Annotated in this window: 10 protein-coding genes and 1 tRNA gene; 5 read left to right on the plus strand and 6 right to left on the minus strand. The window is 54.4% G+C overall.

The annotated features are described in order from the left end of the window. Positions 1 to 21: 21 nt before the first annotated feature. Entirely contained in the window at positions 22 to 519 is a 498-nt protein-coding gene (locus VFA76_16720; GenBank protein ID HZR33490.1) for a hypothetical protein, read from the minus strand. Between the two features lie 306 nt (positions 520 to 825). After that, entirely contained in the window at positions 826 to 1251 is a 426-nt protein-coding gene (locus VFA76_16725; protein HZR33491.1) for a response regulator, read from the minus strand. Positions 1252 to 2037: 786 nt separating this feature from the next. Here VFA76_16725 and VFA76_16730 point away from each other — a divergent pair. Then, positions 2038 to 2113 (plus strand) — tRNA-Lys (locus VFA76_16730). 212 nt (positions 2114 to 2325) lie between these two features. On the opposite strand, the gene VFA76_16735 is transcribed toward VFA76_16730, so the two are convergent. Further along, entirely contained in the window at positions 2326 to 2766 is a 441-nt protein-coding gene (locus tag VFA76_16735; protein ID HZR33492.1) for a TOBE domain-containing protein, read from the minus strand. Positions 2767 to 2945: 179 nt separating this feature from the next. Between VFA76_16735 and VFA76_16740 the strand changes: the two genes are divergently transcribed. Continuing rightward, positions 2946 to 6263 carry a carboxypeptidase-like regulatory domain-containing protein gene (locus VFA76_16740; GenBank protein HZR33493.1) on the plus strand — a complete coding sequence of 1106 codons (3318 nt, stop codon included), beginning with the start codon at positions 2946 to 2948 and terminating at the stop codon, positions 6261 to 6263. A 134-nt stretch (positions 6264 to 6397) separates the two neighbouring features. Here the strand turns inward: VFA76_16740 and VFA76_16745 are convergent, their stop codons facing one another. Then, positions 6398 to 7234, minus strand: a complete 837-nt coding sequence (locus tag VFA76_16745; protein ID HZR33494.1) for a MurR/RpiR family transcriptional regulator — start codon at positions 7232 to 7234, stop codon at positions 6398 to 6400. Positions 7235 to 7553: 319 nt separating this feature from the next. Between VFA76_16745 and VFA76_16750 the strand changes: the two genes are divergently transcribed. The 3 genes from VFA76_16750 to VFA76_16760 are packed head-to-tail and all read left to right on the plus strand — an operon-like array spanning position 7554 to position 13541. Continuing rightward, entirely contained in the window at positions 7554 to 8945 is a 1392-nt protein-coding gene (locus VFA76_16750) for an amidohydrolase family protein (protein ID HZR33495.1), read from the plus strand. A gap of 35 nt (positions 8946 to 8980) precedes the next feature. Beyond that, complete coding sequence (locus VFA76_16755) at positions 8981 to 10321, plus strand: amidohydrolase family protein (protein HZR33496.1); 1341 nt, start codon at positions 8981 to 8983, stop codon at positions 10319 to 10321. A 58-nt stretch (positions 10322 to 10379) separates the two neighbouring features. Continuing rightward, on the plus strand, positions 10380 to 13541 hold the full coding sequence (locus tag VFA76_16760; protein ID HZR33497.1) for a TonB-dependent receptor: 3162 nt from the start codon (positions 10380 to 10382) through the stop codon (positions 13539 to 13541). Between the two features lie 494 nt (positions 13542 to 14035). Here the strand turns inward: VFA76_16760 and VFA76_16765 are convergent, their stop codons facing one another. After that, complete coding sequence (locus VFA76_16765; GenBank protein HZR33498.1) at positions 14036 to 14701, minus strand: Hsp20/alpha crystallin family protein; 666 nt, start codon at positions 14699 to 14701, stop codon at positions 14036 to 14038. A 40-nt stretch (positions 14702 to 14741) separates the two neighbouring features. After that, a complete protein-coding gene (locus tag VFA76_16770; protein ID HZR33499.1) occupies positions 14742 to 15383 on the minus strand; it encodes a DUF308 domain-containing protein in 642 nt (213 codons plus the stop codon). Positions 15384 to 15596 lie beyond the last annotated feature (213 nt).

A 15596-nucleotide genomic window follows, 5' to 3' on the forward strand; every position in this document is an offset into this window, starting at 1 on the left:
GCGGTACTCGGACTGAAATTGTTAGAACGTAAAATCACCCTCTTGCAAGTTAGAATTGAAGGCGATTCCATTTAATTGGATCGACCATGTTGGTTGTCCCCCCACCTCCTCGGCGATCGTGAACGGGACCAGAAGGCCGTTGCTCCACCTGTAGTCTGCATAGTGAACTCGGCGGACCAGATGTTTGGGAAGGAAATCCTCCATAGTGAGCACTTGAAAGGTAATCGCGTCGATGAAGAAACTAATGGTTTGGTATTCTGCAACTCGGCCCGTCGAATAATGTGACCCGGGCAGAGAACGCTGAAGCTGAACATGGTGGGCGAAACGATTACCTGCTTTTACTGCACCCAGATATGCAAGCTGATAGATCGGGCTGCTTAGCGCAGGTCTCAATTGGAGGTAGGGGAGGACGAGCCGGGCCGGATTCATGGGAGCTTGCCCTTGACCATGTATTGCTCCGCCATCCTCGCCACGTAGCATGATTTCGCCCTGATTCATTGCGACGGACTGTTCGCCCATGGGAAGTGTTGTATCAAGCCTTAACTGTCCCGAGGTGCTACCAAGGACCCTTACACTTCCGCTACTGTCTCGATTGCGAGAGTAGGTTATTGTCCCCGTCGCGCTATAATCGTGAATTGCAGCAATAGGAGCTTCCCCTCCAGCGGCCTTTACTGCCAGACTCAGGATTTTCAGCGCTCTCAAATCGCGCGTTGGCATTATTTGGAAATTTTGGCTTTGTGCAATGCAAGAGAGAAGCACCATCCAAAATGTAGACTTACAGACAGCACACATGTGACCTCCTCGTCCGTTTGTGTTCTCTCGCACTCAACCTGCGCTGGCAGCTGCAACAGCGCTGTGGAGTGATGTGATTTCAAGATTTGCGCTAATCGGCAATGACTTATCCGCCGTAGCAAGTGCTTCCACCAGAGTGGCTAGCTCTTCGGGGCTTACCGGCTCGTCCAAGTACAAGTCGGCGTAAGGATCGCCAGCCTGGAATGCCTCTGCCAATTTCCGCGAAATGACCACCACCGGCACATTGCGGCCCTCCTTCGCGGCTCGGAGTACTCGCAATCCATATTTGCGTTTGTTGTGGTAGTCAGTAACGACAATGTCGAATTGGGTGTGACCCAGCTGCTTGATGGCTTCACGTATGGAGTAGCAGGAAGTCACCTGGTGATGAGCTGTCCGCAAAATGCCGGAAAGTTGGGATACCCGATGTCGTTTCTCGGCAAAACAAAATACCGTCGCCATGCAAAGCCTCCATGCGTCGCGCACCCACACCTTACGCAGTTGCGTATTGCCCCGGTGACGTGTTCCCATAATGTGTTAGGAACTCAAACTCCGCGGGGGGTGACTTGCCGGGCCAAACTGCTTTGCAAGATATAGAGGAGGTCCTCACGCTGGCTATTCATTGCGACTGTCTCCAGGGGACTACTGGGGGCCGGCGGCCACGGCGGGGGGCTCGGCAGGGGAAGCCATAACCAGTTACTCTGGCCAGCAACTCTGATTCCAAACCATTAAAGGAGTGCAAGATGCGGCACTATATCTTGTCCCAACAATGACTTTCCGGATTAATCAGAGTCGCTAACGGGCGTGATCCGATGGTTGTTGTGACGCACATATGTGGTATGCGCATGCTCACTGTTGGGACGTGTTCCATTTTCGTTAATTCAATGCAGCAATCGAACGCTGATTTTTTGTGTGGCGCAATGAAACTTAAGACAAGTGTTCTCGTCTACGGACTCCGGGACCTGCCGCGAGGTCAGTTGTTTCTATAAGAGAGCCAACGGTAATAGTTTCGTGACACGCTTGTGCTCCTTCTGTTGGGGCAGCGGAGGGACGTCGTCACAAGGCATAGCGTCAATTTGCTTCTATTCGATGAGGCAGTTCGGCTTGAACCTCGGAAAGGGTTTATAGCGCCTCAGGGATATCACAACTCTATCGGCTGTCCAGAGTGGGTGTCCCTGTTATACTTAGGGGAGCAAGCTACTACAGTTTCTACTACAGTCCCTGCTGGTATCGTTGTAAATCCTTGAAGGGCGCGTAGCTCAATTGGCAGAGCAACTGACTCTTAATCAGTAGGTTGAAGGTTCGATTCCTTCCGCGCTCACCATCTAACCAATTCATTAAGCACCAGCCTCCGCAAGCTGCCTACCCTCGGCTGTTGGGCGCTTGCTCGTGCTGCTGCACATCATGGCTCTATCCGCCGGAAGCGATGTTCAAGGGATCGCCCGCAGGCTATTGCTCAGAAACATCGTCCAACAACAAGTGAAGCTGGTTAAGTACTCTTGAATTGTCAAGTGGCGGTGGCAACCTTGCTTCAGGTCACACCCGGAGAATCATGACTTCGGTCGCCTTGATGAGAGCTGCGGCGGTCTGCCCAGGCTTCAGATTCATTTCGCGGGCCGAGCTTGCGGTGATAATCGAGGTGATTTGCTGATCGCCGATAGATAGTGTTACCTCCGCCAGCAATCCGCTGATGCGGACCCCGTGGATTCGACCTACTAGCTGGTTTCTTCCACTCACACTCCGAACAAGACGGTCTCGTTCTGGTTGCGTTGTCGCTCTGGTCCGAAACAGGAAGCGGTCAACCTCACTTTGCGGAATGCGGTGGTGGCCCCCGGCCGTCTTAACACTCCGAATTTTGCGCTTATAAATCCACTGCTTGATCGTGGGAAAGCTTATCCGAAGTTCCAAAGCTGCCTCGCGCAGCTTTAGCAACTCGCCGTTCTTACCTCTCGGGGGTCGGCTCTTAGGTTTAGGCATTTGAACAGGAATCCTAGTGTCAGGTCTTGGGTTCGTCAATTAATCCGCATTCTCCCGCTGTCTGTGTATCCGTATATAACTGTATACGAATTGACAGTATAGTCGCATTGACGATACATTGACGAGCTTCAACCACTAGTTGAGAGGGAATTCCGGTGTTTCGTAGAGGTTTTGTTGCTGTGGCTCTGCTCCTGCTCTGGTTGCCAACAAAGATTGTGGTCGCCCAGGTTGGTAGCGCGGATTTGACTGGAGTAGTGTCAGACAGCAGTGGGGCGCTCCTGACGGCTGCGAAGGTAACGGCTAGTGATACACAAACCGGCGTCTCCACTGAGACAACTTCGAGCTTCGGTGGGGTCTACGTCTTCACGAATTTACGTCCAAGCGTTTATGCGGTTACGGCCGAGGCCGCTGGTTTCCAAAAGCTAGTGCGAAGCGGTGTCACTCTCACAACCGGCGAACGGACCCGCCTCGACTTGACGATGGTGGTGGGGAGTGTAAAGGAGAGTGTTACGGTTGCGGGAGACGCGCCTCTCTTGCAAACAGAATCGGGAAGTATCAGTCAGTCCATCGACCATCAGAAAATTGTAGAACTGCCATTGAATGGCAGGACGTTTGTGCAACTGGCGACGTTGTCACCTGGCGTCACCCTTCCACCGGGCACGCTATTGCCCAGAATTAACGGCGGTCGGCCCCGGACGAACGAGTATTTGTTCGACGGAATCAGTGCACTTCAGCCGGAACCGGGCCAGGTGGTGTTCTTCCCCATTATCGACTCAATCCAGGAATTCAACGTCCAAACGAATGCGGTTCCAGCCGAGTTTGGCAGGTTCAACGGAGGGGTAGTCAACCTGTCCACGCGAAGCGGCTCGAACGGATTTCACGGCAGCATTTTTGACTTCTTCCGGAATGAAGCCTTAAACGCTCGGAACTATTTTGCCCCCGTTAAACAGACGAAGCCCGAATTTCGCCGCAATCAGTACGGAGCTGTGCTGGGCGGTCCGATTGTGAAGGACCGTACGTTCTTCTTCGTCGATTACCAGGGTGTCAAGCAGGCCATCGGGACGGTTCGCATCTCGACTGTACCCACCGTGCTCGAACGGCAGGGCAATTTCACGGAGCCCTATGGCACCACGACCCCAGTGCTGTTTGACCCGGCAACGACTGTCAAGACCTCCAGCGGCTTCACACGCTCACCTTTCTCACCTACAAACATCATTTCTTTAACAAGAATAGATCCAGCCGCACTCGCTGTGCTCAATCACTACCCGCTGCCCACCAAGTTGGGAACCGCCAATAATTTCAGTCTCGTTGGAAACGATCAGGACCATCAAAACCAGTTTGATACTCGCGTGGACCACAAGTTTTCCGATCAGGACCAGACTTTTGGGCGTTATTCGTACTTCCACGACGTCGATCAGCCCGTGCCTTTCCTCCCCGATGGAAGTGGAAATATAACCACAGGAGTCATCGGGTTGGCTGACACCCTGGGTCAACAAGCTGTCGGCAATTATCTGCATACATTCGGCGCGAAAACGCTGAACGACTTGCGCGTTGGCTACACTCGGCGCTCATTTCAACGCCGGGGAATCCAACTCGATTCCTCACCTTCGCAGCGTTTGGACATTCCGGGGATCCCGTCAAATGGGGCATTCAACAATGCTCTCCCGGTTTTCAATATCGCTGGCTACCAACAGATAGGATCGCCTTCCAACACGAACTCGAATTTCCGCACGGATGTCACGCAGTTAGCGGACACCGTATCCCATCAAATGGGCAGTCATGCGATGAAGTTTGGACTCGACTTTCGCTGGGAGCGCCTCGATGTCATTCAACCGCCCAACCCCACCGGCGTGTTCCAGTTTTCACAGTTGTTCACCGACAAATCCGGCGCCAAGGGAACCGGCGATCCGCTGGCGAGCTTCCTGCTGGGACAGGTGCAGCAGTTCTCGATTGACCTCCAAGGAAAGGCTGTTCGGCCCCGTGCGCACATCCAGGAATATTTTGTCCAGGACGACTGGAAGGCAACGCGTCGCCTCACAGTGAATGCAGGAGTCCGCTGGACACTGAACTTCCCGTCAACCGAAGTTGACAATCAAGGCGCAATCTTCAACCTAAGGACTCAGCAGCTGGACTATCTGGGACAAAATCACAATCCGCGCACCGCTCGCGAATTGCACTGGCATGATTTTGGCCCGCGAATCGGTCTGTCGTACATGCTCGGTGAAAAGACCGTGGTTCGCTCCGGATACGGACTGGTCTGGATTGAGCAAACCGGCATCACTACCCCATTCACCATTTCACAATTTCCGTTCCTGCAGACGACAAGCCAGCGCAGTTTAGACAACGTTAACCCAGCTTTCGTCCTTTCGAGTGGGCCGAGTGTCGCTCCAATTCCTCTCACCCCGGATGCTGGCCTCGGGCAAAGCGTGTTTACCGTCAATCGAGATCTCGGTTCGGGCTACGCACAACAATGGAATCTAGGTGTTCAACGCGAAGTGACCCGCAACATTTCTTTTGAAGTGGCGTACGTGGGTTCACATATCACGCATGTCGGTATACCCGACGTCAACATTAACCAACTCACAGTGGACCAGTTGGCAGCAGGATCATCGTTATTGAAGAAGGTGCCGAACCCTTTCTTTGGGCAGATACCGCGATCGTCATCGTTAGGAGACCCGAAAATCGCGGTTGCACAGCTGTTGAAACCGTTCCCGGAATTTCTGACCGTAGCGCCCTACCGAAACAACGTCGGCAGCACGGTCTATCATGCATTTGAGGCAAAGCTGGAACAGAGGCTTTCTCGCGGCCTGTCCTATCTCGTCAGCTATACCCATTCCAAGTTGATCGATACAGCATCCTCGGTCTTTGATGCCTCAATCCTCACCGGGCCGATCGCGAACTTTCCGGTTGCCGACAGCTTCAATCTTCGTCGTGAACGGGATTCGTCGACGGGCGACATTCCAAACGTTTTTGTGGCGAGCTCCACCTGGGAAATTCCGGTTGGCCACGGACACGACCTGAATCCCGGTGGCGTTTGGGGTGTACTGGCGAATGGCTGGCAGATGACAGGAATTGTCCTGCTTCAGTCTGGCATGCCCTTCGCCATCACCCAAACGACGAACTTCAATGCCTTTGCCGGATTTGGCGTGCAGCGGCCCAATGTCGTGACTTCACCGGACCTGCCTTCGAACCAGCGCACCCCAGCTCACTGGTTCAACACTAATGCGTTTCGAGTAGCGCCGCAATTCACGCTTGGCAACGCATCCCGAAATCCGGTTCGGGGGCCCAACTACAGGGATGCGGACATTGCCTTGATCAAACACACGCAATTACGGGAAGGGACTGACTTGGAGTTTCGCGCCGAAATCTTCAACCTTACAAATACACCGGCCTTTGCTCAGCCGAATGGTGTGGTGGGGAGTAGCGCCTTCGGGACAATCACGGCTACCGCGACAGACCCTCGCGTGACTCAATTTGGAGTTAAGCTGAACTTCTGACGTGACTTATCTGTGGCTTCGCACGTACCTCCGAAGATCACTAGCATCCCGGTCAAGGCTCAAGCTCTGAACTCACCTTGCGGATGGCGCGGGCCCTCGTTGTTCTCGTGCTGACTACAGGAGAAGGCTCCACCTTAGCGTGAATGTCGCCGAGACGCCTCATCTGCTCCTGCTCCTCTTTTCTCAAGTTTTTCCGGAGCCCAGCGGGAACCGGTGCGCTGTTCCTGGTCTGCCATTCGGAGAAGGCGGATCGTCCGCTTTTTCCGAGCGTTGGCACAGGCGACGAGAAGCATATTGAGAAAAGCCATGGGTGCAACATAGGAACCTGCAAGCGACGTACTTTCTGTCGAAATAATGAAGCATTCATTTGCATAGCGAGCAATCGGAGAGACGAAGTTGTCCGTAATGCCGACACAATAGGCGCCGTTCGACCTGGCCGCTATCAGGCTATCTACGGTTTGTCGTAATCCTCTCCGGAAGCTGATGGCGAATACGAGGTCCTCTCGGGTTGCATGCTGCGATAGATACGCCGCATGGCCTGGAGACTCTCCCAGAAAACTGGGCAGGTCGATCACTAACAAGGCATGGTGTAAGAACCCCGTGAGGTTGGTAGCAAGGTCGCCTCCGAAAATCATGATCCGCCGAGCCGCATGTATCCGCTTTGCCACGTGGATTACTCGCTTTTCCTCGAGCGACTCTCCCAACATGCGCAAATTCTCTAAGTCTTGCCGCATGCATTTTGCCAGCAGCGCAGATCGCTTCACCGCTCCCGCGGTTTCCACTAAGTCCAGCGATGTGGTGCTTGCGATCGATTGTTCATGCATAAAGCGCTGGAACTCGTGATAGCCACTGAACCCCATTTCGCGAAGGATGCGCAGCAATGTGCTTGGATCGCACCCTGCGACCCGCGCCAACTTCCTGAGGCTCAGTAGGACGTACTTACGAGGCGATTCAAGAATAGGCCGGACCATCTCCTTTCGACGCGAGTCCAAGCCGGAAAGCGGCTGCAGTGTCGGAGCACCAGCATAAATTCGGAGTGAACTGGAACCCTTGCCCATGCCCGCAATTATATGCGACCCCAATTCTGGAAATTACCCCAATTTCACTTTTTGACGTTCGAGGGAAAGAATTGTGCCATATAGCAACATCTGTTGCGCACTGGAAATCAAGAAGCTGCGTTTTTTATTGACAGCTCAGGTTTGTCGTGAGTATATAGACAGCTTCTAATGTTCGCCGGCCGCAACACATGTTGCGGGACGAACCGCTACCCAAGGAAGGACTGAGCTGAACATGGTTCGCAAGCCACATGCCGCAATGAGCGTTGCAGTATGGGTCGGACTGACTTTCGGTCTGATGATCCTTGCGCTTTCTGTCCTGGGGCCTCTGGCGCTGGCTGCCGATAGACCCACCGTGCTGGCAATCACTGGCGGAATGCTGGTCGATGGTAATGGAGGTCCGCCGGTCCATGACTCAGTTGTGATTGTGGAGGGCTCCAAGATTACCGCAAGCGGAAGCCGCGGCACCGTCGGCATTCCGAACGGCGCGAAAGTGATCGATGCGCGAGGCATGACCGTCATGCCTGGGCTGTTCGACGCTCATGTGCACCTGCTGATCATGGGCCATGGAAAGTACGACGAATATTTCCCCAAGTATCGCTCCCGGATGCGGAACGAGATCATGCCAGCAAGTGCGAAAGAGTTGCTGATGCACGGTGTCACCAGCGTCCGCGATATGGGAGCGAATCTTGAGGACATTCTGTCGGTCCGTGATCGTGTAAATCGCGGAGAGCTTCCCGGCCCTCGTTTGTTCATTTGCGGTCCATTTCTGCAAAAGACGCTCCCCAAAGTGGCGTTTCACTACAACATGCAGATCCAGGCAGATTTTCGTTGGACTGTCGATGGCCCGGAAGACGCACGTGCCAAGGTGCGGAAGTTGGTTGCAGCGGGAGTCGATTTCATCAAGGTCATACAAGCAACCGAACTTACACCGGCGGAACTCCAGGCCATCGTGGACGAGGCACATAAAGCCGGGAAAACAGTAGCAACTCACGGTATGGACGAAAACGAACTAACAACAGTGCTTGCTGCCGGGGTTGACTCCGTCGAGCACACAGGCTTAGCGCCAGGCTCCTTGCCCTATTCTGACGATATTGTCCGAACGCTCGTCGCAAAGAACACATTTGTGGATCCGACTGGAATGGTGATCTGGCGCTATAAGCAGGCCACCGACTTTCCCGAGGGACGCTACAACGCCGAAGTAGAAAAAGATTACTCCCCTGACCTCGTCCAGGACATGGAGCAGTCTTACGCCAATTTCACAGCCCTTCCCTATTTCTCTGATGCGCCAGGCTGGATTCAAAGCGCGCCCGTGCGCTGGAGACAGCTGCACAACGCCGGGGTACGGATGCTAGTGGGCACCGATTCTGGGACACCGATGAACTTTCACGTAGATTCCACGCGGCGGGAGATGCAACTTCTCGTCGCCAACGGGATGACACCCCTTGAAGTAATCACGTCGGCTACCAAGTATCCGGCAGTGATGCTAAAGAAGGATGCCGAGCTGGGAACGATTGAGCCTGGCAAGCTGGCGGACATCATCCTCGTCCAAGGCAATGTCTTGGAAGATATATCCAATTTGGCAAATGTAGTCCACGTGATTAAGGGTGGCGAAATCTATAAGTAGCAGTCGTTGGGTGAAGCTATTTCAAGGAGAATCTTATGCATTTTTTGAAAACTTGGTTCGGTGTGCGGTTGGCGCTCGTGCTTGCAATGTTTGCGCTCTGTGGGGTAGGGAATGCGCAAAGTTCTGACGTGATTGCGATTGTAGGAGGTCAACTGGTAGACGGCAACGGAGGGCCGCCGGTACACCGCTCTGTCGTCCTGGTCAAGGGCAAGAAGATTCAGGCTGTGGGCAGGGAAGGTGAGCTTCAGATTCCGGCAAACGCGAAGGTGGTTGATGCTCATGGCATGACGGTGATGCCCGGACTCATTGAGATGCATACCCATTTGCTCATCTTGGGGGCGGGTGATTACTACCAGTGGTTCCCCTGGCTCGAACGTCAAAAGCGTGCGATGGAGGTAATGAAGATCACTGCGCACCAGCTCTTGATGCAAGGAGTCACCACGGCGCGGGACGTGATGAGTCCGACCGACGAATCGATTCAGTTACGAGATGCGATCAATTCAGGCAAGGAAGTTGGCCCGCGGCTTTTCGTAACAGGAGCGTTCATTGCACGCAATTGCTGGATGCTCTCGACCTATTACTGCGACAAGATCACTACCCCAGAAGAAGGGGTTGCGCTGACGCGAAAACGGATCGCTTCCGGCGTTGACTGGGTCAAGGCATGGATGGGAGTGACGGCGGAAGACCTGAAAGCTATCACCGAAGAGGCCCACAAGGCAGGCAAGAAGGTTGCGACCCACGGCACGAACGATGCCGAAATCAACGCTGCTGTGGATGCGCACGTAGATAGCATCGAACATACCGGCGGTGCGGCGAGTGGTCCCTTCTCGCCCCAACTGATCAACAAAATGGCGCAATCGGGCATCTGGGTTGTGCCCACCATGATGCAGGGCTGGGTCTACAAGCTCACAGAGGACTTTCCGGAGCGGGTTGACGATCCCCAGCTGAAGAAAGATTTTCCCCCCGACATTTACAAGCTGGCGCACGAGCAAACGGAACATCCCGAGCGGCTGCAGTACTACTTTGCAGACATACATGAGCGCATTAAGGCTATGCCAGACGCATGGAAGCAGCTCATCAGCGGCATATCCAATCACATCCTTCTTGGCACCGACAGCGGGACTCCACTCAATTGGCAAACTAATGCCACCAGGAATGAATTGATCCTGTTTGTCCAGAACGGGATGACGCCGCTGCAAGCGATCAGCGCCGGGACGCGGTGGCCGGCAATGGCTCTGGGGAAACTTGATGAGTTCGGAACTGTCGTTCCGAACAAATATGCCGACATCATCGTGGTGGATGGCAATCCCCTCGAAGATATGGCGTATATGAAAAACGTTGTCCACATATTCAAAGAGGGCGTGCAAGTCAAGTAGTCGTTCACTCTGCGAGAGCTTGGGGATACGAGTCCGACATTGCGGTAGGGAGGTTTCCATGAGAACGGTATTCTTTCATTTATTGTTCATCATCACTCTGGTTGCGTCGAATGCACTGGCACAAGAGATCCGAGCGACAATCTCCGGAACAGTAACCGACCAATCGGGCGCCATCATGCCCAATGTAAGCGTCACGGTTCGAAACTTAGATACGGCAAACGAAACCACGATCACAACCGCGTCAGATGGTTCGTTCCGCGTTCCTCAATTGCTTCCCGGCAACTACGAACTCCGCGCATCCGCCACTGGCTTCAGAAGGGCTGTTCGCCCGGGGATACATCTGAATGTCGGCGACCACGCGGTTGTCGACATGCAGATGGCCGTGGGCCTCCTGAATGAAGAAGTGCAGGTGACCGACGCTCCTCCCGTGATCGAAACAACTTCTTCCGAATTGAGCGGCATAGTTGATGACAAGCAGATGCGCGACCTTCCGCTTAACGGTCGAGATTTCTTCCAGCTCACAATGCTACAGCCGGGGGTTGTCCCCGCCACCAACGCTGGCCCGAACCCATGGGGTCAGGGTGGTATCGCGAAGGCTACCGTCAATGGCATGCGGCCCACGTACAACAACATTACGATTGATGGCACTGACGTAAACGACCCGACCTACAACATCCCTCCCGGGGGTGCCTCGGGAGCATTTCTCGGAGTAGAAGCCATCAAGGAGTTTCGTATTGTCACCAACACGATGAGCGCCGAATACGGTCGCAACGCCGGCTCGGCGATTAGCGCGATTACTCAATCAGGTACTAATAAGTTGCACGGATCTGTTTACGAGTTCCTGCGAAACAGTATCTTCGATGCCAAGAATTACTTCGACCTGCCGCAACAGCCGATTCCTCACTTCAGCAGAAACCAATTTGGAGGTGCAATCGGCGGCCCCATTGCAAAGGACCGCACATTCTTTTTTGTCAACTACGAGGGCCTGCGCGAGGCGCTTGGACGCACCGCGACTGCTACGGTTCCAGACGCGCTCGCGCATCGGGGATTCTTGCCGGATCCGAACAATCCAGGAACACTCACCAACGTTGGGGTCAATCCGGCAGTGGCTCCGTTTCTCGCGCTGTACCCATTGCCCAATGGACAAAACTTCGGCGACGGAACGGGACTGTTGACCTCCTCCGCTTCGCAGCCCACTACCGAAAACTATTTGACGGCCAGAATTGATCAGAAGCTGGGTGCGAATGGGTTGCTATTCGGCAGGTATACCCTCGACAGAAGCGATACCGAGAACCCCTTCTTGAGCACTTTTGTGCCGGGGTTCCGCGCTTTCCAATTCCGTCGTAACCAATTCTTTACTCTTTCAGAAACGCAGACGTTCACGACAAAGCTGTTGAACGAATTCCGGTTTGGATTCAACCGTACTGTCTACGGAGCCAATGCCGCCAATTCCAATCCCGGAGTCACCATCTCGGCGCTGGCACCGAGTGGGCCGCTTGGTTTGTTAGATATTCAGGGTCTCTCGGCCGTCGGTAATAGCGTTCTTTTCCCCATTACTTCCGCGGGAAACACTTTTCAATTCATCGACAACTTCAGCATCAACACCACTCGTCACCTCATCAAGTTTGGAGCCGACATTCGCCGGGTACAAATGAACGGCAAGTTCGATCTGTACTCCGGCGGCGCTTACACCTTCTTTACGGTGAGCGATTTTCTGCAGGCAGCTCCGTTCTCGTACTTCGGGGCGGTTGCACCGTCCGACTCAAACCGTGGCTATCGGCAGACCGCTCTCGGGTTCTTTGCTCAGGACGATTTCAAAGTCCGGCCCAGCCTGGTTCTTAACCTGGGTCTCCGGTATGAGTACAACACGACGCCCACAGAAGCACGCGGGCGCATCGTCAACATCCGCGATACCTTGCACGATACCGCAGTTACTCTCGGCGACCCGCTGTACGAAGCTCCTACGAAAATGTTTTCACCGCGCATCGGCTTCGCCTGGACGCCTTGGGCTGGGCGTAAAACTGTGATTCGAGGTGGGTATGGGATCTTCTATGACCAGATCTGGATGAACCTGTATGGGAACACGCGCTGGTCGCCTCCGTACTACCACACCACGTTCTTTCTGTTTCCGAAATTCCCGGACGCATTGGCCGGCGCGGGAGCAACCATCCCAGTGGGAATCAATGCGCCCATCCAATTCCACATGGCCCAGCCCTATGCCATGCAATACAACCTGAACGTGCAACAGGACCTCTCTCACAACTTTGCATTCACCATGGCGTACGTGGGAGCCCGTGGAGTGCACTTGCCTACCCAGGAACAAGTGAACCCCCCTACCCCAACCGTGCAGCCGGATGGAAGATTGTTCTTCGCGGCTGGTGCGCCTCGCCTGAATCCGAATTTCGGGCCGATTGGTAATGTCCACATGCGGTCTAACTCCTTTTACAACGGCCTGCAGGCCAAGGTCGAGCGACGTTCGGGGGCCTTACAGTTCCAGGCTGCCTACACGTTTTCACGCTCAATTGATGATGCGTCGGGACCATATCCTACTGATTGGACCACTGACCCTGCTGTTCCCCAAAACCCATTCAACTTGCGCGATAACCGTTCGATCTCCTCCTTCGACCACACCCATGCGCTCACGGCCAACCTCGTGTACGAGCTGCCGTTCGGTCAGGGGAAGCAATTCGGAGCGAGTTGGCCTGGTGTCTTGAATGCTATTGCCGGAGGTTGGTCGGTTTCCGGTATCACGAGTGCGATCAGCGGTGGCCCGTTTACCGTCCTTCTTGGTTTCGACCGTTGCCAGACAGTAGATACGCCGTGCCGTCCTGATGTGGTCCCCGGCAAGCTGCGAATCCTCGGCAATCCGAATCAATGGTACGATCCCGCGGGGTTCAGTGTGCCTGCGGCAGGCTTCCTCGGCAACGCCCCCCGCAACCCTCTACGCGGACCGCGTCTCTTCACCCAGGATATAGGGCTAAGGAAGGAGTTTCGTTTTTCCGAGAGGACCAGACTAGAGTTTCGTTCGGAGCTGTTCAATGTCTTTAATCATCCCAACTTCGCCGCGCCTAATAACACAAGAGATCCAACCGGGGCGGGAGGTCGGGGCGACGTAGTCTTTGCAGATGCCAGCGGGACGCCGGTCGGCAATGCGGGCAAGATATTCAGCACTGTCACTACGTCTCGCCAAATCCAGTTTGCGTTGAAGCTAAGCTTCTAACGGTTGCGATGCGGGAGCAGCCTCGCTACGGCTGCTCCGCAGTACCGTCGCGAGCCCTGCATGACAAAGAGACCCTTCGAACTAGACGAAAGTGAGTTCGTGAGTGGTGAGTTGACCCCCTCAAGAAGAGAAGAGTGGACCATTTATTTGATGGTTGCTGTTATAGGCCTTGCAGCTGTGATTGCCGGTTATATGTTGTGGGCGAAAGTTAACTGAGTTCCCACAGTCTGTTGAAGGTTCGATTCCTTTTGCGCTCACAATCTTTTCAATCACCTGCAACTTTGGCCTGCGCCACTGTGACGTGATTATGCCAGGAAGGGCTCAGTCACCGGAACATGTGAGCGGATAGAGATGCGGACGGTATCCTTTTGATTTCGCGTATTGGCTCATGCCTTCGGAGTTTTGAAATAATTAAACCCTGCCATGAGCCAATACACGCCGAAAAATATTCTGCCAATCAGAAAAGCGACCTGCGCCTCCATGATTGCAATCGTTCAGGCTGCCTTCTGTGCGGGAGCTTCAGTCGTCTTCTGCTCGCCTCCCTGTCCCCGTTCTTGTTGCGATGTTGACGTTTGAACGGGTATTTGCCGCACGTTATTCTGATCCTGAGGAAGTGGTACGGTTACGTACAACACGCCATCCCGAAATTCGGCGCGGGCCTGCTCAGGATTGACCCCGTCGGGCAGGGCGATAGCGCGATAGAAACGCCCATATCTCCGCTCAATCCGACGAATTCCGCCATCACCTTCCTCTCGCTCGTCCCGGCGTTCCCCTTGGATGACCAGGACATCGTTATCAATCTCCACTCTGACGTCATTCTCTTTGAGGCCCGGCAGTTCAGCAGCCACAACCAGGTTTCCATCCTGGACGGCGATGTCAACCGCAGGCGTCCATGCCGTAGTGCTCAGGTCATCGCCTCGACCCGAAGCATTGGCGGCCCTTGATTGCCCCATCACCCGGTTCATCTCCTGCTGGATCCTGCTGATTATTGAGAAGGGGCTATCGTCGAAGATGGCAAAAGGATCTAGTAAGAGTGAAGGAAGACTGGGAAGCGCGCCACCGCGACGGGCCAACGTGGTTTGTTGACCTCGCTGTCCTCTTTCTTCCCCCTGAGAGCTGGTCTGTGAAGTTGATTGCTGGTTTGACTTTTGTGCTGACATCACCCCTCCTTTATTTGAGTTATTTAAAGTGCTCAGAAGCTTACTGATAACGCCTCGCGCTCAAACTGCCGGTATATCCCTGCGAATTGGAGCTCCGAAAATTGTGGGGAATTCGCCCTGACATAATCGACGACCAGCCCCTAGCTATCAGCGATAGGCCCAGGGCCAGGCCGAAGAACTGCGGTCCTAGCCACGGCCATGCGGTCCACAAGATGGTCCCCAACAAGAGCGTGACAGCGCCGTCGAAGACCATCCAGGTCCACCCCGGAAATTTAAGTCGAAATGCGGCAATCATGCGAAAGAGACCAATCACTGTGAAATAAGAAGCCAACAGCAGCATCCAGGCGATCGCACCAGCAGCGGAATGAGCGGCTATTAACAACCCGATGGGAACGCCTGCAATTGCCGGCGTGATGTGCAAGAAAAATTCAGCTGACCTGCGTACGTGAAAAGCGTGCACGGCTTCCACAATTCCACTGAACACGATTAGCCATGCAAAAAGCATCTCCGGCGCAAATGTCTGGGTCCGAGTGGTACTAAGTGCAACGATGCCGACAAGGATCAGAGCGGCACCGAGCTGGGCGGACCAACTGCGAGGCAGAGCCTCCAACGAGGCACGTGCTATTGGCCGACTCCCTGGGTTTTCTGCTCTGAATGGAGTTTCGGAAGCTGCCCTGTCCATCCTGCCCCTCCAGCGGTCAGCAATAAAAAGCTGCACTCACGTGACTTAACGCCTATTGCGAATGCTAGCGAGGGCATTGTGTCCAGGCAATTCCTCATGAGGACGAGCCTGACCTTCGAAAGAATGCCTAGCCAGCGATCTGCCGGTTGTCGGATGTGGCCCTAGGCTGGTAGGAGTTGCTGCAGCTAGGACAGCGGTGCCGTCAGTAGCACT

Source organism: Terriglobales bacterium, assembly GCA_035651655.1.
GTDB lineage: Bacteria > Acidobacteriota > Terriglobia > Terriglobales > Acidobacteriaceae > DASRFG01.